Origin of the sequence: Streptomyces sp. (assembly GCF_036524955.1) — a bacterium.
In the GTDB taxonomy this organism is placed as follows: Bacteria; Actinomycetota; Actinomycetes; order Streptomycetales; family Streptomycetaceae; genus Actinacidiphila.
Genome location: NZ_DATDBG010000093.1, coordinates 1 through 17,859 on the forward strand (window position 1 = coordinate 1; position 17,859 = coordinate 17,859).

At 70.3% G+C, this 17,859-nt stretch carries 14 protein-coding genes and 3 tRNA genes; 10 read left to right on the plus strand and 7 right to left on the minus strand.

Features of this window, described 5'->3' with window-relative positions; all coding sequences use genetic code 11:
- Positions 1-37: 37 nt before the first annotated feature.
- Positions 38-355, minus strand: coding sequence for a histone-like nucleoid-structuring protein Lsr2 (locus VIW71_RS08595; protein ID WP_331621446.1), 318 nt, complete (start codon positions 353-355; stop codon positions 38-40).
- A gap of 351 nt (positions 356-706) precedes the next feature.
- On the opposite strand from VIW71_RS08595, the gene purS reads away from it, so the two are divergent.
- The 8 genes from purS (at position 707) to purM (ending at position 8,802) form a co-directional block, all read left to right on the plus strand.
- Positions 707-952, plus strand: coding sequence for a phosphoribosylformylglycinamidine synthase subunit PurS (purS, locus tag VIW71_RS08600; protein WP_331621447.1), 246 nt, complete (start codon positions 707-709; stop codon positions 950-952).
- The gene (gene purQ / locus VIW71_RS08605) at positions 949-1,653 is read left to right on the plus strand and encodes a phosphoribosylformylglycinamidine synthase subunit PurQ (RefSeq protein ID WP_331621448.1); all 705 of its coding nucleotides are present in this window, start codon (positions 949-951) and stop codon (positions 1,651-1,653) included. Before purS ends, purQ begins: the two co-directional genes overlap by 4 nt.
- 162 nt (positions 1,654-1,815) lie before the next feature.
- A complete protein-coding gene (purL, locus tag VIW71_RS08610; RefSeq protein ID WP_331621449.1) occupies positions 1,816-4,065 on the plus strand; it encodes a phosphoribosylformylglycinamidine synthase subunit PurL in 2,250 nt (749 codons plus the stop codon).
- Positions 4,066-4,544: 479 nt separating this feature from the next.
- The gene (locus VIW71_RS08615; protein WP_331621450.1) at positions 4,545-4,748 is read left to right on the plus strand and encodes a DUF4177 domain-containing protein; all 204 of its coding nucleotides are present in this window, start codon (positions 4,545-4,547) and stop codon (positions 4,746-4,748) included.
- A gap of 87 nt (positions 4,749-4,835) precedes the next feature.
- Positions 4,836-5,639 (plus strand): sterol carrier family protein, encoded by an 804-nt coding sequence (locus tag VIW71_RS08620; protein WP_331621451.1) that lies wholly within the window; start codon positions 4,836-4,838, stop codon positions 5,637-5,639.
- 154 nt (positions 5,640-5,793) lie between these two features.
- Positions 5,794-6,057 (plus strand): hypothetical protein, encoded by a 264-nt coding sequence (locus VIW71_RS08625; RefSeq protein ID WP_331621452.1) that lies wholly within the window; start codon positions 5,794-5,796, stop codon positions 6,055-6,057.
- A gap of 116 nt (positions 6,058-6,173) precedes the next feature.
- Positions 6,174-7,688: an amidophosphoribosyltransferase gene (gene purF, locus VIW71_RS08630; RefSeq protein WP_331621453.1), complete on the plus strand. Its 1,515-nt coding sequence runs from the start codon at positions 6,174-6,176 to the stop codon at positions 7,686-7,688.
- A 46-nt stretch (positions 7,689-7,734) separates the two neighbouring features.
- Entirely contained in the window at positions 7,735-8,802 is a 1,068-nt protein-coding gene (purM, locus tag VIW71_RS08635) for a phosphoribosylformylglycinamidine cyclo-ligase (RefSeq protein WP_331621455.1), read from the plus strand.
- A 237-nt stretch (positions 8,803-9,039) separates the two neighbouring features.
- Here purM and VIW71_RS08640 read toward each other — a convergent pair whose 3' ends face one another.
- Positions 9,040-9,297, minus strand: coding sequence for a DUF3073 domain-containing protein (locus tag VIW71_RS08640; protein ID WP_331621456.1), 258 nt, complete (start codon positions 9,295-9,297; stop codon positions 9,040-9,042).
- Between the two features lie 314 nt (positions 9,298-9,611).
- On the minus strand, positions 9,612-10,751 hold the full coding sequence (locus VIW71_RS08645) for a Leu/Phe/Val dehydrogenase (protein ID WP_331621457.1): 1,140 nt from the start codon (positions 10,749-10,751) through the stop codon (positions 9,612-9,614).
- Positions 10,752-10,965: 214 nt separating this feature from the next.
- On the opposite strand from VIW71_RS08645, the gene VIW71_RS08650 reads away from it, so the two are divergent.
- Positions 10,966-11,811 (plus strand): hypothetical protein, encoded by an 846-nt coding sequence (locus VIW71_RS08650; protein ID WP_331621458.1) that lies wholly within the window; start codon positions 10,966-10,968, stop codon positions 11,809-11,811.
- Between the two features lie 444 nt (positions 11,812-12,255).
- The gene (bldC, locus tag VIW71_RS08655; protein ID WP_003949541.1) at positions 12,256-12,462 is read left to right on the plus strand and encodes a developmental transcriptional regulator BldC; all 207 of its coding nucleotides are present in this window, start codon (positions 12,256-12,258) and stop codon (positions 12,460-12,462) included.
- A gap of 683 nt (positions 12,463-13,145) precedes the next feature.
- Here the strand turns inward: bldC and VIW71_RS08660 are convergent.
- From VIW71_RS08660 to VIW71_RS08675, 4 genes are all read right to left on the minus strand, one after another.
- Positions 13,146-13,220 (minus strand) — tRNA-Asp (locus VIW71_RS08660).
- A 54-nt stretch (positions 13,221-13,274) separates the two neighbouring features.
- Positions 13,275-17,321 carry an ATP-dependent RNA helicase HrpA gene (gene hrpA / locus VIW71_RS08665; protein WP_331621459.1) on the minus strand — a complete coding sequence of 1,349 codons (4,047 nt, stop codon included), beginning with the start codon at positions 17,319-17,321 and terminating at the stop codon, positions 13,275-13,277.
- A gap of 160 nt (positions 17,322-17,481) precedes the next feature.
- Positions 17,482-17,555: transfer RNA gene (locus tag VIW71_RS08670), tRNA-Phe, on the minus strand.
- 4 nt (positions 17,556-17,559) lie between these two features.
- A tRNA-Asp gene (locus VIW71_RS08675) sits at positions 17,560-17,634 on the minus strand.
- Positions 17,635-17,859: the final 225 nt, after the last annotated feature.

The following is a 17,859-nucleotide window of genomic DNA, read 5'->3' on the forward strand; positions in this document are numbered from 1 at the left end:
GCCCCGCCCGGCTCTGTGCTGCTCCTTGACTTCCCGCTCAACCCGCCTTGTTGAAGGCCTCGTAGACCTTCTTGGGGATGCGGCCACGGGCTGGTACCTCGAAGCCGTTGGACTGGGCCCAGGCGCGCACGGTGGCGGGCGTCGGGGCGATGGGGGTGCGCTTGTAGGCGCGGCCGGAAAGGGTGCGCCGACGGCCGGCCTCCACGTAAGGCGCGAGCTCGGTGCGCAATTTGTCCGCGTTCTTGGACGAGAGGTCGATCTCGTACCACTGCCCGTCGACGCCGAATGCGATGGTTTCCGCGGCTTCGCCGCCGTCCAGGTCGTCGGCGAGGGTGACCAGTACGCGTTGCGCCATAGGGATCGGTCCTTTCTTACGTGTCGGCTGCCGTCAGCGAGCCGCTGCCGGCGGGCGGAGGAGGCCGACGCGTCGCTGTCGACAAGTTTTCATTTGTGTGATGTCACGAAATGGGCCCAGTGGTGGCACCCGTTGTCACTCTTAATTCCCGCTGGCGGCGTCCCGCAAGCGTCGCCGCACCCGGGACCCTATGTTTTATCGCAGGGTTCCCCCAGGTATTTCGTCAGCCGATACATAAACGTGATCCGTGATCGCCGCACGGTCTGTGCGCACCTCGGCATATCTACTCGCGTAGATTTTCCCACCGGGTACGCTGAGAGAACCTCACGCACCACACCACCGGGAGTGCCCGTGGCACGCGTCGTAGTCGACGTCATGCTCAAGCCGGAGATCCTCGACCCCCAGGGCCAGGCGGTGCAGCGCGCACTGCCGCGCCTGGGCTTCGCCGGGATCGCCGACGTACGTCAGGGAAAGCGCTTTGAACTGGAGGTCGAGGGTCCGGTCGACGACGCCGCCCTCGCCCGCATTCGGGAGATGGCGGAAACGTTTCTCGCCAACACCGTGATCGAGGACTTCAATGTAAAGGTGGAGTCGTGACTGCACGCATTGGCGTCGTCACATTCCCGGGGACGCTCGACGACCGTGACACGCGGCGCGCCGTGCGGGTGGCGGGCGCCGAACCCGTACCGCTGTGGCACCGCGACAAGGACCTCAAGCAGGTCGACGCGGTGGTTCTGCCGGGTGGGTTCAGTTACGGTGACTATCTGCGGGCCGGCGCGATCTCACGTTTCTCGCCGGTGATGGAAACGATCATCGAGCAGGCCAAGGCCGGAATGCCGGTCCTGGGCATCTGCAACGGTTTCCAGGTGCTCACCGAGGCGCATCTGCTGCCCGGCGCGATGCTCCGGAACAACGACCTGCACTTCGTCTGCCGCGACCAGAAGCTGCGGGTCGAAACCAGCGGCACCGCCTGGACCGCGGACTACGCGGCCGGCCAGGAGATCTCCATCCCGCTGAAGAACATCGACGGCCGCTACACCGCCGACCGGCGCACGCTGGACGAGCTGGAGGCCGAGGGCCGGGTCGTCTTCCGCTACCTGGTCGACGGCGGCGCCGCCGACGGATACGGAAACCCCAACGGCTCGCTCCGCGACATCGCCGGCATCAGCAACGCGGCGGGTAACGTGGTCGGCCTCATGCCGCACCCCGAGCACGCGGTCGAGTCGCTGGTCGGCACCGGCCGCACCGACGGCCTCGGATTCTTCACCTCGGTACTCAAGAGGCTGGTCAACGCATGAGTCCGGACACCGGAGCGACGGAGTGCCTCGGCTTGCGAGACCTGATCCGTATCGTGCGAAGGAGCGACCGAGCGTGACCCTCGACATCGGAGCGGCCGAGGGAGCGACTGTGTGCCTCGGCTTGCGAGACCTGATTCGTATCGTGCGAAGGAGCGACCGAGCGTGACCCTCGACACAGTGAAGCACGCCGCCCGGACCCCGGAGGCGGAGCAGCCCTGGAAGGAGCTCGGCCTCAAGCAGGACGAGTACCAGCGCATCCGGGAGATCCTGGACCGCCGCCCGACCGGTGCCGAGCTGGCGATGTACTCGGTGATGTGGTCCGAGCACTGCTCGTACAAGTCGAGCAAGGTGCACCTGAGGCAGTTCGGCGAGAAGGCGCCGGCCAACGACGCGCTGCTGGTCGGCATCGGTGAGAACGCCGGCGTGGTCGACGTCGGCCAGGGCTACGCGGTCACCTTCAAGATCGAGTCGCACAACCACCCCTCGTACATCGAGCCCTACCAGGGCGCGGCCACCGGCGTCGGCGGCATCGTCCGCGACATCCTCGCGATGGGCGCGCGGCCGGTCGCCGTCATGGACCCGCTGCGGTTCGGCGCCGCCGACCACCCCGACACCCGGCGCGTGCTGCCCGGTGTGGTCGCGGGCATCGGCGGCTACGGCAACTGCCTGGGCCTGCCCAACATCGGCGGCGAGGTCGTCTTCGACCCCTGCTATCAGGGCAACCCGCTGGTCAACGCGTTGTGCGTCGGCGTCATGAAGCACGAGGACATCCACCTCGCCAAGGCGTCCGGCGCCGGCAACAAGGTCATTCTGTACGGGGCCAGGACCGGTGGCGACGGAATCGGCGGTGTCTCGGTGCTCGCCTCGGAGACCTTCGAGTCGACCGGGCCCTCGCGGCGCCCCGCGGTGCAGGTCGGCGACCCGTTCCAGGAGAAGCTGCTCATCGAGTGCACGCTGGAGATCTTCCGCGAGCACCTGGTCGCGGGCATCCAGGACCTCGGTGGGGCGGGTCTGTCCTGCGCGACCTCCGAGCTGGCCTCGGCCGGTTCCGGCGGCATGCGGGTCGAGCTGGACACCGTGCCGCTGCGGGACTCCTCCCTCTCCCCGGAGGAGATCCTGATGAGCGAGTCGCAGGAGCGGATGTGCGCGATCGTCGAGCCGGACAAGGTCGAGCGGTTCCTGGAGATCTGCGAGAAGTGGGACGTCATCGCCACGGTCATCGGTGAGGTCACCGAGGGTTCGCGGCTGGAGATCTACTGGCACGGCGAGCAGATCGTGGACGTACCGCCGCGCTCGGTCGCGCACGAGGGCCCGACGTACCAGCGCCCGTACGAGCGCCCCTCCTGGCAGGACGAACTCCAGGCGGACGACGCCGCCCAGCTGCCGCGGCCCGCCTCGTCGGCCGAACTGCGCGAGCAGGTGCTGCGGGTGGTCGCCTCGCCCAACCAGGCGTCCAAGGCGTGGATCACCGACCAGTACGACCGTTTCGTGCAGGGCAACACGGTGCTGGCGCAGCCCGAGGACTCCGGCGTCATCCGGATCGACGAGGAGACCAACCTCGGCGTCGCGGTCGCCACCGACGGAAACGGCCGCTACGCCAAGCTCGACCCCTACGCGGGCGCGCAGCTCGCGCTGGCGGAGGCGTACCGCAATGTCGCCGCCACCGGCGCGAAGCCGCTGGCCGTCTCGGACTGCCTCAACTTCGGTTCCCCGGAGGACCCGGCGGTGATGTGGCAGTTCGCCGAGGCCACGCGGGGTCTGGCCGACGGCTGCCTGGCCCTGGGCACGCCGGTGACCGGCGGAAACGTGTCGCTCTACAACCAGACCGGCGCCACCGCCATCCACCCCACCCCGGTGGTCGCCGTACTCGGCGTGATCGACGACGTCACCCGCCGCACCCCGATCGCCTTCAAGGACGAGGGTCACCTGCTCTATCTGCTGGGCGACACCCGCGACGAACTCGGCGGCTCGGCCTGGTCCCAGGTCGTCCACGACCACCTCGGCGGGCTGCCGCCGGCGGTGGACCTCGACCGGGAGCGACTGCTCGCCGAGATCCTCATCTCCGCGTCCCGCGACGGCATGATCGACGCGGCGCACGACCTGTCCGACGGTGGCCTCATCCAGGCCGTCACCGAGTCCTGCCTGCGCGGCGGCCTGGGTGCCCGCCTGGTCGTCCCGGACGGCCTGACCGCCTTCACCTTCCTCTTCTCCGAGTCGGCCGGCCGAGCTGTCGTGGCCGTCCCGCGCTCCGAGGAACTCCGGTTCACCGACATGTGCGGCGCCCGCGGCCTACCGGCCACCCGGATCGGCGTGATCGACGGCGACACGATCGACGTCCAGGGCGAGTTCGCCCTCTCCCTGGCGGACCTGCGGGAGGCCCACGAGGCCACGATCCCGGCGTTGCTGGCCTGAGCGCTGTACGTGGCGACCTGAGCCTTTCACGTGGAGAGGGGTGCCCCGGCCGGGTGTAACGGCTGGGGGCACCCCTCTTTTGGTCGTGCCGCCGGCGCTGAGGACCTACGGCCCCGTTCGTGCCGCCCGCGGCGGCAGCCGTGCCGACGCGGAGCCCGAGCCCGGCTCCGGCGGCGAGCCCGAGCGCGGGCCCGCCGGCGCGTCCGCCTGACACAGGCCGGGGCCGGCCCCTGGCCACCGGGTGAGCACCCGCCTCCCGGATCCGCCGCGCGGCCTCGTGCGGGCCGGCACCTGACTACCGGCTGACCTCCGCCGCGAACCCCTCCCGCCAGGAGGCATCCGGCGATCCGGGCCCGGCCGCAACGCCCTGTCGTCGCGGTCGCCCGGTCCGGAGCCGCCCGCCCCGTTCGTGATGGGATGGTCGCACGCGGCGCGCGCCGCGGGACCGTACGAACGAGACACAGGCGAGGGACCCGCGCATGTACGAGTACAAGGTCGTCTCCTTCCGCGAATCGCTGATCGGCGACGCACTGGACGGGGGCAAGCTGGAGAAGACGCTCAACAAGCACGCGGAGGACGGCTGGGCGCTGAAGGCCATCACCTCGGCGGACGTGAAGGGCCGTGTCGGGCCCGGCGCGGTCGACGGGCTGCTGCTGACGTTCGAGCGCCCGCGGCAGGGCTGAGGGCGCGTGGCGAAGGCCGGGCGGGGCCGCCGTGTGCGGGGCCGTATTCCGTACGGCCCCGGCCCCCGGCGGCACTACGCTCGGCGCATGCCTCCAGCCCGCCGCCGCGCCCGTACGTATGACCCCGCCAGGACGTGGGCCGCGCTCACCGCGCAGGTGGGGCATGTGCGGGAGGCCGTGCACCGCTTGACGGAAGAGCAGTGGGCTGCGGCCGGCGGGCTGCCGGGGTGGAACGTACGGCTGCTGGTCGTGCACGTCGTACGGCAGATCGAGGCGGTACCGGTGCTGCTGGGGGAGCCCGCACCGCCGGTGGGGGCCACGGTGACGGACCTGGACACGTGGGCGCTGTCGACCGCGGGGATCGCGGACCGGCTGGACGCCTCCACCCGGGAGAGCGCCGAGCACGTGGGCGATCCCGTGGCGGCGCTGGACGCGGCGGCGGAGGCGCTGGCCGCGCAGGAGCAGGAGGCGCTGCGGGCCGACCGGATCGTCCCGCACGTGTTCACGGCCATGCGGTCGCTGGACTTCACGGTGACGCGGCTGGTGGAACTGGTCGTGCACAGCGACGACCTCGCCCGCGCGACCGGCCTCGACATACCCCTGGACAAGCAGGCCGTGGCCGCCGCCGTACGACTCCTCGCGGACGCCCTCGCCGCGAAGGCCCCCGGCAACTCCGTCGAGGTCCGCGTCCCGCCCTACGCCGCCGTCCAGTGCGTCGCGGGCCCCCGCCACACCCGCGGCACCCCGCCCAACGTCGTCGAGACCGACCCGCTCACCTGGCTCCGCCTCGCCACCGGCCGACTCACCTGGCCCGAGGCGCTGCACGCCGCCCAGGTCGCGGCCAGCGGGGAACGGGCGGACCTGGGCGCGTACCTGCCGGTGATGGCGTGAGCAGGCAGTGGCAGGCCGGGCTCGCCGAGTGCGCGGGGGCCGCCGTGCTGGTGGCCCTGATGATCGCGAGCTTCACGGACACGCTCGTGCACGCTTCACCTGGTGGCGCGTCGTCCTCTGTCCGATCGTCGTCGGCTCCCTGGCGTGGACGCCGGTGCGCCTGGTCACCTGGCGCGTCACCGCTGACAGCGACGGGCTGCGCATAAGGATCGCCCACCGGGTGCACACCCTCCCCTGGGGCGACGTGACCACGGTCGTCACCAGCAGCGCCGTCGCCCTGACGACCAAGGCCCGGTCCACCTCCCCCGCCGGGGACGTCACGATCGACTACGCGGGGCTGCGGCGCAACACCTGCATCGCCGCCGAGATCAACGCAATGATCCAGCAGCCCGGCCTGCGCCCGAGGCCGGCCCCGTGAAAGGCGCCCGGCTCAGGTCACATGCCCTTGTGCCGCAAGGCACTACGCGCATAGCGCCCCCGAATCGAAGGGTCCCTCGTTCGGACCAGCGGGAAAACTGCCCTAGACTCGGAAGCGTGCCTGGTGACGGACGACTCAGCCACGACCTGCTCCCCGGTGAGAAGGGCCCCCAGGACGCTTGCGGCGTCTTCGGTGTCTGGGCCCCCGGTGAAGAGGTCGCCAAACTCACCTATTTCGGGCTGTACGCGCTGCAGCACCGTGGACAGGAGTCCGCGGGCATCGCAGTGAGCAACGGCTCCCAGATTCTGGTCTTCAAGGACATGGGCCTGGTCTCCCAGGTCTTCGACGAGACCTCACTCGGCTCGCTGACCGGTCACATCGCGGTCGGTCACGCCCGGTACTCGACGACCGGCGCGTCGGTGTGGGAGAACGCCCAGCCGACGTTCCGCGCAACCGCCCAGGGCTCCATCGCGCTCGGGCACAACGGCAACCTGGTGAACACCGCCGAGCTCGCCGAGCTGGTCGCCGAGATGCCGGCGGGTCCCGGCCGGGCCACCAAGGTCGCCGCGACCAACGACACCGACCTGATCACCGCCCTTCTGGCCGGCCAGGTCACCGAGGACGGCACGCCGCTGTCCGTCGAGGAGGCCGCGCCCAGGGTGCTGCCGCGCATCAAGGGCGCGTTCAGCCTGGCCTTCATGGACGAGCACACCCTCTTCGCGGCCCGTGACCCGCAGGGCATCCGGCCGCTGGTGCTGGGACGGCTGGAGCGCGGCTGGGTGGTCGCCTCGGAGACCGCCGCCCTCGACATCTGCGGCGCCAGCTTCGTCCGCGAGATAGAGCCCGGCGAGCTGGTCGCCATAGACGAGCAGGGGCTGCGTACCTCCCGGTTCGCCGAGGCCAGGCCCAAGGGCTGCGTCTTCGAGTACGTGTACCTGGCCCGCCCCGACACCGACATCGCGGGCCGCAACGTCTACCTCTCCCGGGTCGAGATGGGCCGCCGCCTGGCCAGGGAGGCCCCGGCCGACGCGGACCTGGTGATACCGACCCCGGAGTCCGGCACCCCGGCCGCCGTCGGCTACGCGGAGGCCAGCGGCATCCCGTACGGCTCGGGCCTGGTGAAGAACTCCTACGTGGGGCGTACGTTCATCCAGCCGTCGCAGACCATCCGCCAGCTCGGCATCCGCCTCAAGCTCAACCCGCTCCGGGAGGTCATCCGGGGCAAGCGGCTCGTGGTGGTGGACGACTCCATCGTCCGCGGCAACACCCAGCGCGCCCTGGTCCGGATGCTGCGCGAGGCGGGAGCCGCCGAGGTGCACGTACGGATCTCCTCGCCGCCGGTGAAGTGGCCCTGCTTCTTCGGGATCGACTTCGCCACCCGCGCCGAGCTGATCGCCAACGGCATGACGGTGGACGAGATCGGCACCTCGCTGGGCGCGGACTCCCTCGCGTACATCTCGCTCGACGCCATGGTGGAGGCGACCACCATCGCCAAACCCAACCTGTGCCGGGCCTGCTTCGACGGCGAGTACCCGATGGACCTGCCCGACCCCGAGCTGCTGGGCAAGCAGCTCCTGGAGACCGAGCTGGCCGGGGGCGCGGACGCCGCCGACGCGCTGCGACGCCCGTAGCCTGCCGTACTGCCCGTGCCGGAAACACCACACGAGAGTGCCGCCCATGCCTGAGACACACGGTGCCAGCTACGCCGCCGCAGGCGTCGACATCGAGGCCGGCGACCACGCCGTCACCCTGATGAAGGAGTGGGTGGGCAAGGCCACCCGTCCGGAGGTGGTCGGCGGGCTCGGCGGTTTCGCCGGGCTTTTCGACGCCTCCGCGCTGAAGCGGTACGAGCGCCCGCTGCTCGCCTCCGCGACCGACGGTGTCGGCACCAAGGTCGACATCGCCCGCCGGATGGGGGTCTACGACACCATCGGGCACGACCTGGTCGGCATGGTCGTGGACGACCTGGTGGTGTGCGGCGCGGAACCGCTGTTCATGACCGACTACATCTGTGTCGGCAAGGTGTACCCGGAACGGGTCGCGGCCATCGTCAAGGGCATCGCCGAGGGGTGCGTGCTGGCCGGCTGCGCGCTGGTCGGCGGCGAGACCGCCGAGCACCCGGGCCTGCTGGGCGCCGATGAGTTCGACGTGGCGGGCGCCGGCACCGGCGTGGTGGAAGCGGACCGGCTGCTGGGTGCGGACCGTATCCGTACGGGTGACGTGGTGATCGCCATCGAGTCGTCCGGACTTCACTCGAACGGGTACAGCCTGGTCCGGCATGTCCTCTTCGAGCGGGCCGGCTGGGCGCTGGACCGTGATGTCCCGGAGTTCGGCCGGACACTCGGCGAGGAGCTGCTGGAGCCGACGAGGATCTACTCGCTGGACTGCCTGGCCCTGGCCCGCACCACCGAGGTGCACGCCTTCTCGCACATCACCGGCGGCGGGCTGGCCAACAACCTGGCCCGGGTCGTGCCGGACGGCCTGCACGCCACCGTCGACCGCTCCACCTGGACGCCGGGCCCGGTCTTCGGGCTGGTGGGCGAGCTGGGCGGGGTCGACCGCCTTGAGCTGGAGAAGACGCTGAACATGGGCGTCGGCATGGTCGCGGTGGTGCCGCCGCAGTCGGTGGACGTGGCCCTGGCGGTGCTCGCCGACCGGGGGGTGGGCGCCTGGGTGGCGGGCGCGATCACGGCACGCCAGAGCGGCGCACCGGCCGTCGAGCTGACCGGCGCGTACGCGAGCTGATCCGGTGCGCCGGAAAGACCTGCAGTCATCGAGCCAAAGGGGGCACCGGTGTCGACAGCGGAGACGCGCGCAAGAAGCGAGGTGGGGACACCCCCGGCCGGAGGCTGGGGGAGAGCGACTGAGCACGTGACCGTCGACACCGGGTCCAAGCCCCCGGAGGCGAGATGGCGGCAAAAAAAGCAGGCGACGAAAGCCGGTCCGAGGCGGGCCCCGGACCGGGTCGGCGTGCTGGCGGGGTCAAGCGCGGCGGCGTTGTGACGACGGTTCGGACTCCTCGTCCTCGTCGTCTTCGTCGTCGTTGTACAGATCCGCGTACTGAGCGTACGGGTCGTCTTCCAACTCGTCGTCATCGTCCTCGACAGGCTCCGGATTAACCGGCCTCGACGGCGATGCGCCCAGCTCTTCGGCCAGACGTGAGAGATCCGTGCCGCCGCTGTTGTACTTCAGCTGGCGGGCGACCTTCGTCTGCTTGGCCTTGGCCCGGCCGCGCCCCATGGCTCGACCCCCTCAACGGCGGGGCTCGACGGCCCCGAGTCTTGACACGCGTTCATGAATTGGAGCGGCCTCCCCGGAGAGAGACCGGTCCGTAGGGCCTCAACGGTACCTGCTTCCGACGCCGCACGGTACGTCGCCCGCACTACGCGCGTCGGAACAGGGGTCTTCGGCGACCCTGTCCTGCCTGGTCAGGCCCGATTTTACCGTGTTCTAGCGCGAACTTGCTATCGGGCCGTGCTCTCGGTCACGCCAACCGTTTGTGGTGACTCCTGCGGCGTCCCGCACCGCGCCTCGTATCCTGCCCGCATCCTGCCCTACGATGCGACCGGACGCAGCCATTCCGCGGCTGTAACACGGTCTGCCATCCGCTGCTCGGCGAGCCGGTCGGCGGCCACCGCGGGCGGCACGCCGTCCGCGGTGGCCCGGTCGAAAATGGCCAGAGTCGTGTCGTAGATCTTTGCCGCCTTCGCCTTGGCCCGCTCGAAGTCGAAACCGTGCAGTTCGTCCGCGACCTGGATCACGCCGCCGGCGTTGACCACGTAGTCCGGCGCGTAGAGGATGCCGCGGTCGGCGAGGTCCTTCTCGACGCCGGGGTGGGCGAGCTGGTTGTTGGCCGCGCCGCAGACGACGGTGGCGGTCAGGGCGGCCACGGTCGCGTCGTCCAGGGCGCCGCCGAGCGCGCAGGGCGCGTACACGTCGAGCGGGGCGCGGACCAGGACGTCGGCGTCGCTCACCGCGGTGACCTCCGGGTGGCGGGTGGTGATCCCGGCGACGGCGTCGGCGCGTACATCGGTGATCACGACCTCGGCGCCGTCCGCGACCAGGTGGTCGACCAGGTGGCGGCCGACCTTGCCGACGCCGGCGACGCCGACCCGGCGCCCGCGCAGCGACGGCTCGCCCCACTGGGTCCGGGCGGCGGCGCGCATGCCCTGGAAGACGCCGAAGGCGGTGAGGACCGAGGAGTCGCCGGCGCCGCCGTGCTCGGGGGAGCGGCCGGTGGTCCAGCGGTTCTCGCGGGCGACCACATCCATGTCGGCGACGTACGTGCCGACGTCGCACGCGGTGACGTAACGGCCACCGAGCGAGGCCACGAACCGGCCGTATGCGAGCAGCAGCGCTTCGGACTTGAGCGTGTCGGGATCGCCGATGATCACGGCCTTGCCGCCGCCGTGGTCCAGCCCGGCCATCGCGTTCTTGTACGACATGCCGCGGGCGAGGTTGAGCGCGTCCTCCACGGCCTCGTCGTCGGACGCGTAGGCGTGGAAACGGGTACCGCCCAGGGCCGGGCCCAGGGCGGTGGAGTGGAGCGCGATGACGGCCTTGAGGCCGGAGGCGCGGTCCTGGCAGAGAACGACCTGCTCGTGTCCCCCCTGCTCCGAGCGGAACAGCTTGGTGAGCACGCTCTCGGCGGAGCGGTCGTTCTGTCGTACGTCGGTCACGGTGGTGACTCCCATAGTCCAGTGTGTCGCGGTGGTTCGGTTGTCCCGGTGGTGCACCGGCTCGCGCCCCCCGTAAGGGTGGCGGAGGGGCTGATGGCCACAGCGTAGGCCCTGCGCGGGGTTCGGAGCAGTGGTCGCGGGGGCGTGCCGTCCAGTGGCTGGGATCACCTCCGGCCCGCCGGGGCGCGTGGGACGATCGAGGAGGTGGCAATGCGGCGAGGGAGCGGGTGTGGGCGGTTCTCCGGTACTGGTCCCGTACGCGGCGTATCTGCGGGTGTACGAGCCGCTGGCGGCCTTTCCCGAGCCCGAACGGACCCACTGGTACCGATACGTCGCCGAGGGCGCGACCAGGACCGCACAGGACGAACTGCGGCAGTCGCTGGCGGACCTGCTGCCCGTGCCGCCGGTCGCCGTCCCGGTGCACGAGAGCGCCGACGCGTTCGTGGCGGTGGTCGGCGGCGTGACCCACATCTGCCCGTGGCGGACCCGGCTGCGCGGCTGGCTGGCGCTGGAGCAGGTGGGCGCGCTGCTGCCGGAGCCGGTGCTCGACGCGATGCTGCCCCCGGTGGTGCGGCGGCAGGCCGCGGCCGACCACGAGTCGTGGCGGGAACGCAATCCGGACGCGCGGCCGTGGATCCGCTCGGCCACCTGGCACGTGCCGGTGCGCTGGTTCGCGCTCGTCGGTGACGACGAACGGGAGTACGAACCGGCCGGCGCGGGGGAGTCCAAGGAGCCGCTGCTGCGGTACCGCACGCCGATGGTGCAGGCACGGCGGCGGGTGGCGCGGGCGCTGCGGGTGCTCAAGGACAGCCTGGAGGAAGGCCCGTTGATCGAGGGTCTGATCGATGTCGGCCGCTGGCTCGAGGAGTTCCACCCCCGGTCGCTGGTCGAACTCGACTACGGCGGGCTGGTGCACGTGATGGGCCCGGACCGGCTGGCGCGGGACCGTTCGGCGGCGGACGTGGCCGAGGGGCTGGCCGCCCTGCGCGAGGGGAATCCGGCCGCGGCCGGCGAGGCGTACGAGCGGCTGACCGAGCGGTGGCGCGTGGTGCGCGAACTCCAGTTCTCCAACTGAGCCGTGGGACGGGTGCGTCCCCGGTGTGCGGTGGTGTGCGGGGGCCGTGAGAGGGTGCATTGGCCCAAGGGTGACGCAGAGCACGTATCAGAACTCTTGCATGCATCACCATCTGTCATGCCAAAATGGGACATCAGGTCCGCCTCGAAGACGTTTCGACGGTGGGGATGTTGCAGATGATTGATGTGTGACTGATCGTCACGTTGGTGTGACTGTCCGCTATGGCATGGTCCATCGGCTTCCGTCGAGGTTGAACACCTGAGAGGGCAAATCCATCGGTTTGGCCGGACGCGGCTGGACGGATGGTGTAGTTGTAGTGCCGAGGACAAGCCGTTCGTCCTATTACCGACTCGGCCCGCGTCCGCCATTTCGGGCAACGCGGGTCAAGGTGCAGAATTTAGAGGAAAGAACCGCGTTGGTTCGGTTCTCTCGAGGAGGCCGCTCATGACCGCTCGCACCCCTGATGCCGAGCCGTTGCTTACCCCTGCCGAGGTCGCGACCATGTTCCGCGTGGACCCGAAGACGGTCACGCGCTGGGCCAAGGCCGGCAAGCTCACGTCCATCCGCACGCTCGGCGGACACCGCCGCTACCGCGAGGCGGAGGTCCGCGCACTGCTGGCGGGCATTCCGCAGCAGCGCAGCGAGGCCTGACAGCCCATTTGGGCGGCTTACGGGGCCCCCACCCCATACGTCGCCCGGCCCGACGGCCTGCCTGCCCCCATCAGGGACGCCGAAGGGAATGCGCTCAGCTTCACCTGAAGAACGGCTCAGTTTCTCGGCTCGGCTCGCGACTCAGCTTCACGTTTCACCGGGACCGCACCGGACTCCGCCGAGTCCGGTGCGGTCCCTTTTCGCGCGGACTTTGTGGCGGCTCGGACGGGCTCGCACGGGTTTCCTCCGGGCCTGTGACGACAGTGCAATTGCACATATTAAATCGACGGCCCTCCGGAGAGGCTCAAGTTCTCCTGTCCGGAAACGATTTTCCGTGACTCCCGTCACACGATCGGCTCTTGTCCACCGTCCCAGCCGTACGGTAGTGAACTCCAGCCTCACAAAGCCCAGTCGGCGCCTGCCCGCAAACGCAGACGAACCGCCTCCGTTACCGGAGACGGGCCGTACGCCATCGGGTGCCGCCTCCAGGCCGGCCGGGCGGTGGGGCGAGGGCGGTGCAGGGTCCTGACGGGATGTGCTGCGACTTGTGTGCGGACGGCGCCGCGGGCGCGGCCTCCGCCGGCCGGTGCGGTGAGGCGGGAGCGGTGCGGGGTCGGACATGACTATGGCCCGCTTCCGTTGCCGGGGCGGGCCATTCGTGTGGTGCTGATCGTGTTTTCTTGCGGTCCTGACGGGATTTGAACCCGCGGCCTCCACCTTGACAGGGTGGCGAGCACTCCAAACTGCTCCACAGGACCTCGTCGCGAGACAGACTGTACAGCAGGTCAGGGGGTGCGGTCGAACCGGAGCGGTTAGCCCCAGGCGTCGTCCAGGGCCTTGAAGATGCGTTTGTCGGAGACGGGGAAGGCCGTGCCGAGCGCATGGGCGAAGTAGCTGACCCGCAGTTCCTCGATCATCCAGCGGATGTCGCGGACCGCGGGCGGCAGCGGGCGGCCGGCCGGCTGGGCGGCCAGCAGTTCCGTGTACTCCGCCTGGATCTCACGGACCTTCGCCATCCGCGTCGCGTCCCGCTGGGCGCCCGTCGGCATCTGCTGGAGCCGCCGGTCGACGGCCACCAGGTACCGCATCAGGTCCGGCAGCCGCTTCAGCCCGGTCTCGGTGACGAACCCGGGGCGCACCAGCGCGGCAAGCTGTTCCGTGACGTCCTGGAGGTTCGCCACCAGCGCCAGGCTCGTCGTGTCCTTCAACCGCCGTTCGCAGGACTGCCAGGCGGCCAGCACCTGCTGGACGCGCTGCACGGTGCGCCCGGTCAGATCGACCAGGTCCGCCCGTACCGCGTCGTAGAGCTTGCGGTACGACTCCTCGTCCCAGGCCGGCCCGCCGTGGTCGGCGATCAGGCGGTCCGCCGCCGCGGTGGCGCAGTCCTCGAACAGGGCCTGCACGCTGCCGTGCGGGTTGCGGGACAGGGCGAGCTTCTGCTGGTTGGACAGCCGGTCGGCGACGAACTTCGCCGGATTCACCGGCACGTTCAGCAGGATCAGCCGCCGAGTCCCGCGCCACATCGCCTCGGTCTGCTCCGGCTCGGTGTCGAAGAGCCGTACCGCCACCGACGTGCCCTCGTCCACCAGCGCCGGATACGCCTTGACGGGCTGCCCGGCCCGCCGCGCCTCGAACGTGCGCGGCAGCGTACCGATCGTCCAGTCCTTGAGGCCGGTGCGCTGCTCCATCGACGCCTGCCCGGGCCGGCCCTCCTCGCCGGCCTTCGAGGCGGCCCGAGTGGCGGCCTGTTCGAAGGCCCGCGTGATGGCCTCCCGGGTCTTCGGCTTGAGCCGCAGCTTCAGCGCGTCCAGGTCCTTGTCCTCGGCGATCTTCCGTCGCCGCTCGTCGGTCACCCGGAAGGTGATTTTCAGATGTTCGGGGACCCGTGCCAGGTCGAAGTCCTCCGCGGCGACCGGCACGCCGACCATCCGCTGCAACTCCCGCGCCAGCACCACCGGCAGGGGATCGGGCCCCGCCGCGACCTTGCCCAGGAACGCCTTCGCGTAGTTCGGCGCGGGTACGTAGTGCCGGCGGATCGCCTTGGGCAGGGAACGGATCAGCTCGGTGACGACCTGTTCCCGCAAGCCGGGGATCTGCCAGTCGAAGCCGTCCGGGGTGACCTGGTTGAGCACCTGCAACGGGATGTGCACGGTCACGCCGTCGGCGTCCGCGCCCGGCTCGAACTGGTACGTCACCTTGAACGTGAGCGCGCCCTGCCGCCACGAGTCCGGGTAGTCGGCCTTGGTGACCGCCTCCGCGTTCTCGTTGATCAGCATGGAGTGCTCGAAGTTGAGCAGTTCCGGCTCCTCGCGGCGCTTGTGCTTCCACCAGGAGTCGAAGTGCGCGCCGGAGACCACGTGTTCGGGCAGCCGCGCGTCGTAGAAGTCGAAGAGCGTCTCGTCGTCGACCAGGATGTCGCGGCGCCGGGCGCGGTGCTCCAGCTCCTCGACCTCGCCGAGCAGTTTGCGGTTGTCGTGGAAGAACTGGTGGTGGGTGCGCCAGTCGCCCTCGACCAGGGCATTGCGGATGAACAGCTCGCGGGAGACCTCCGGGTCGATCCGCCCGTAGTTCACCTTGCGCTGCGCGACGAGCGGAATCCCGTACAGGGTCACGCGCTCGTAGGCCATCACCGCCGCCTGGTCCTTCTCCCAGTGCGGCTCGCTGTACGTGCGTTTGACCAGGTGCTGGGCGAGCGGTTCGACCCACTCCGGCTCGATGCGCGCGTTGACCCGCGCCCACAGCCGGGAGGTCTCCACCAGTTCGGCCGACATGATCCAGGGCGGCGGCTTCCTGAACAGCGCCGAGCCCGGGAAGATCGCGAACTTCGCACTGCGGGCGCCCAGATACTCGTTCTTGCCGGCGTTCCTGCCACCCTCCGCCCCGGCGTTCTTCCCGCCCTCCCCCGCGGCGCCGCCCTCCCCTCTTGCGTTCTTCAGGCCCAGGTGCGACAGCAGCCCCGCGAGCAGCGACAGATGGATGTGCTGCGGGTCCGCGTCCGTTCCCGCCGCCGGGTCCCCCACCGTGATGCCCAGCTGCTTGGCGACCGTACGCAACTGGCTGTAGATGTCCTGCCACTCGCGGATGCGCAGGTAGTTCAGGTACTCGTTGCGGCACATCCGGCGGAAGGCGGAGCTGGACAGTTCCTTCTGGCGCTCGCGGACATAGCGCCACAGGTTGAGGTAGGCGAGGAAGTCGCTGTTCTCGTCGCGGAACCGGGCGTGCTGCTGGTCGGCCTGCTGCTGCTTGTCCGAGGGGCGCTCGCGCGGGTCCTGGATGGACAGCGCCGCCGCGATCACCATCACCTCGCGCACGCAGCCGTTGCGGTCCGACTCCAGCACCATACGGGCCAGGCGCGGGTCCACCGGGAGCTGGGAAAGCTTGCGGCCGGTCTGCGTGAGGCGCTTGCGCGGGTCCGGCTGCCGCGGGTCGAGCGCGCCGAGCTCTTCGAGGAGCTGGACGCCGTCCTTGATGTTCCGGCTGTCCGGCGGGTCGATGAACGGGAACTTCGCGATGTCCCCGAGCCCGGCCGCCGTCATCTGCAGGATGACCGACGCCAGGTTCGTACGCAGGATCTCCGCGTCGGTGAACTCCGGCCGGGACAGGAAGTCGTCCTCGGCGTACAGCCGGATGCAGATGCCGTCGGCGGTACGGCCGCAGCGCCCCTTGCGCTGGTTGGCGCTGGCCTGGCTGATCCGCTCGATCGGCAGCCGCTGCACTTTCGTCCGGTGGCTGTAGCGCGAGATGCGGGCGTTGCCCGGGTCGATCACGTAGCGGATGCCGGGAACGGTCAGGGAGGTCTCGGCGACGTTGGTGGCGAGCACGATCCGCCGGCCGGTGTGCTGCTGGAAGACGCGGTGCTGTTCGGCGGAGGAGAGCCGGGCGTACAGCGGCAGAACCTCCGTCATGCGGAGGTTCTTCTTGTTCAGCGCGTCGGCGGTGTCGCGGATCTCCCGTTCGCCGGAGAGGAAGACGAGGATGTCGCCGGGGCCCTCGGCCTGGAGCTCGTCCACGGCGTCGCAGATCGCGGTGATCTGGTCGCGGTCGGCGTCCTCCGCGCTGTCCGGGCCCTCCTCCAGCAGCGGCCGGTAGCGGACCTCCACCGGGTACGTACGCCCGCTGACCTCGACGATCGGCGCGTCGCCGAAGTGCCGCGAGAAGCGCTCAGGGTCGATGGTCGCGGAGGTGATGACGACCTTGAGGTCGGGTCGGCGGGGGAGGAGCTGGGCGAGGTAGCCCAGGATGAAGTCGATGTTGAGGCTGCGCTCGTGCGCCTCGTCGATGATGATCGTGTCGTACGCGCGCAGCTCGCGGTCGGTCTGGATCTCGGCGAGCATGATGCCGTCGGTCATCAGCTTGACCAGCGTGGAATCGCTCACCTGGTCGGTGAACCGCACTTTCCAGCCGACCGCCTCGCCGAGCGGGGTCCGCAGTTCCTCCGCGATGCGCTCGGCGACGGTCCGGGCCGCGATACGGCGCGGCTGCGTATGCCCGATCAGACCGCGCACGCCCCGGCCGAGCTCCAGGCAGATCTTCGGGATCTGGGTGGTCTTGCCCGAGCCGGTCTCGCCGGCGACGATCACCACCTGGTGGTCGCGGATCGCGGCCAGGATGTCGTCCTTCTTCCGGCTGACCGGCAGTGCTTCGGGGTACGTGATCGCGGGCACGGCGGTGCGGCGGTTCTCGGTCCGGCGCTCGGCCTTCTCGATCTCCGCGGCGATCTCCGCGAGCACCGCGGCCCGCGCTTCCGGTTTCCGTATCCGCCGGGCGCCGTCGAGCCGCCGCCCGAGCCGCTGCTCGTCCCGCAGGGTCAGCGAGGGCAGCCGTCCGGCCAGCTCAGCGGTGGAGGGTTCAGTAGACATACGCGGTCCAGCATCGCATTCGGCGGTGGGATCGGGCCAACAAATTCGCCGCGGGGCGCGGCGGGAGCGGGGTGCGGGGATCTCGCGGGAGGGGCCGTCTCGCCGGAGCCCGCCGACCACGACGAAGGGCCCGCCTTTCGGCGGACCCTTCGTCGTGCGGTGGCTGGGGCCGGGGTCGAACCGGCGACCTACCGCTTTTCAGGCGGTCGCTCGTACCAACTGAGCTACCCAGCCGCAGCGGTCCTGACGGGATTTGAACCCGCGGCCTCCACCTTGACAGGGTGGCGAGCACTCCAAACTGCTCCACAGGACCTCGCTTGTGCGGGACAAGTCTTGCACACATTGTGCACTGGTCTCGCACGGATTTTTCGCGACCTCCGCGCCGTACCGTCCGCTGATCCCCGAGGTTTCCGCTGGATCACCCGGACATTTCGGCGGGCCGATGTCGCTGGATCAGCGTATCAGACCTGGGAGAGGGGTCGGCGCGCGTGCGCCGTGCTGAGGACGGGCGGCGCGGCTGGGGCGAGAGCCGCCGCCG

Excerpts from the sequence above, each read along its gene's own strand:
- VIW71_RS08595 (WP_331621446.1), bottom strand. The coding sequence starts at position 355 with ATGGCGCAACGCGTACTGGTCACCCTCGCCGACGACCTGGACGGCGGC.
- VIW71_RS08615 (WP_331621450.1), top strand. The coding sequence starts at position 4,545 with ATGTACGAGTACAAGGTCGTCTCCTTCCGCGAATCGCTGATCGGCGAC.
- VIW71_RS08620 (WP_331621451.1), top strand. The coding sequence starts at position 4,836 with ATGCCTCCAGCCCGCCGCCGCGCCCGTACGTATGACCCCGCCAGGACG.
- purM (WP_331621455.1), top strand. The coding sequence starts at position 7,735 with ATGCCTGAGACACACGGTGCCAGCTACGCCGCCGCAGGCGTCGACATC.
- VIW71_RS08640 (WP_331621456.1), bottom strand. The coding sequence starts at position 9,297 with ATGGGGCGCGGCCGGGCCAAGGCCAAGCAGACGAAGGTCGCCCGCCAG.
- VIW71_RS08645 (WP_331621457.1), bottom strand. The coding sequence starts at position 10,751 with ATGGGAGTCACCACCGTGACCGACGTACGACAGAACGACCGCTCCGCC.
- bldC (WP_003949541.1), top strand. The coding sequence starts at position 12,256 with ATGACCGCTCGCACCCCTGATGCCGAGCCGTTGCTTACCCCTGCCGAG.
- hrpA (WP_331621459.1), bottom strand. The coding sequence starts at position 17,321 with ATGTCTACTGAACCCTCCACCGCTGAGCTGGCCGGACGGCTGCCCTCG.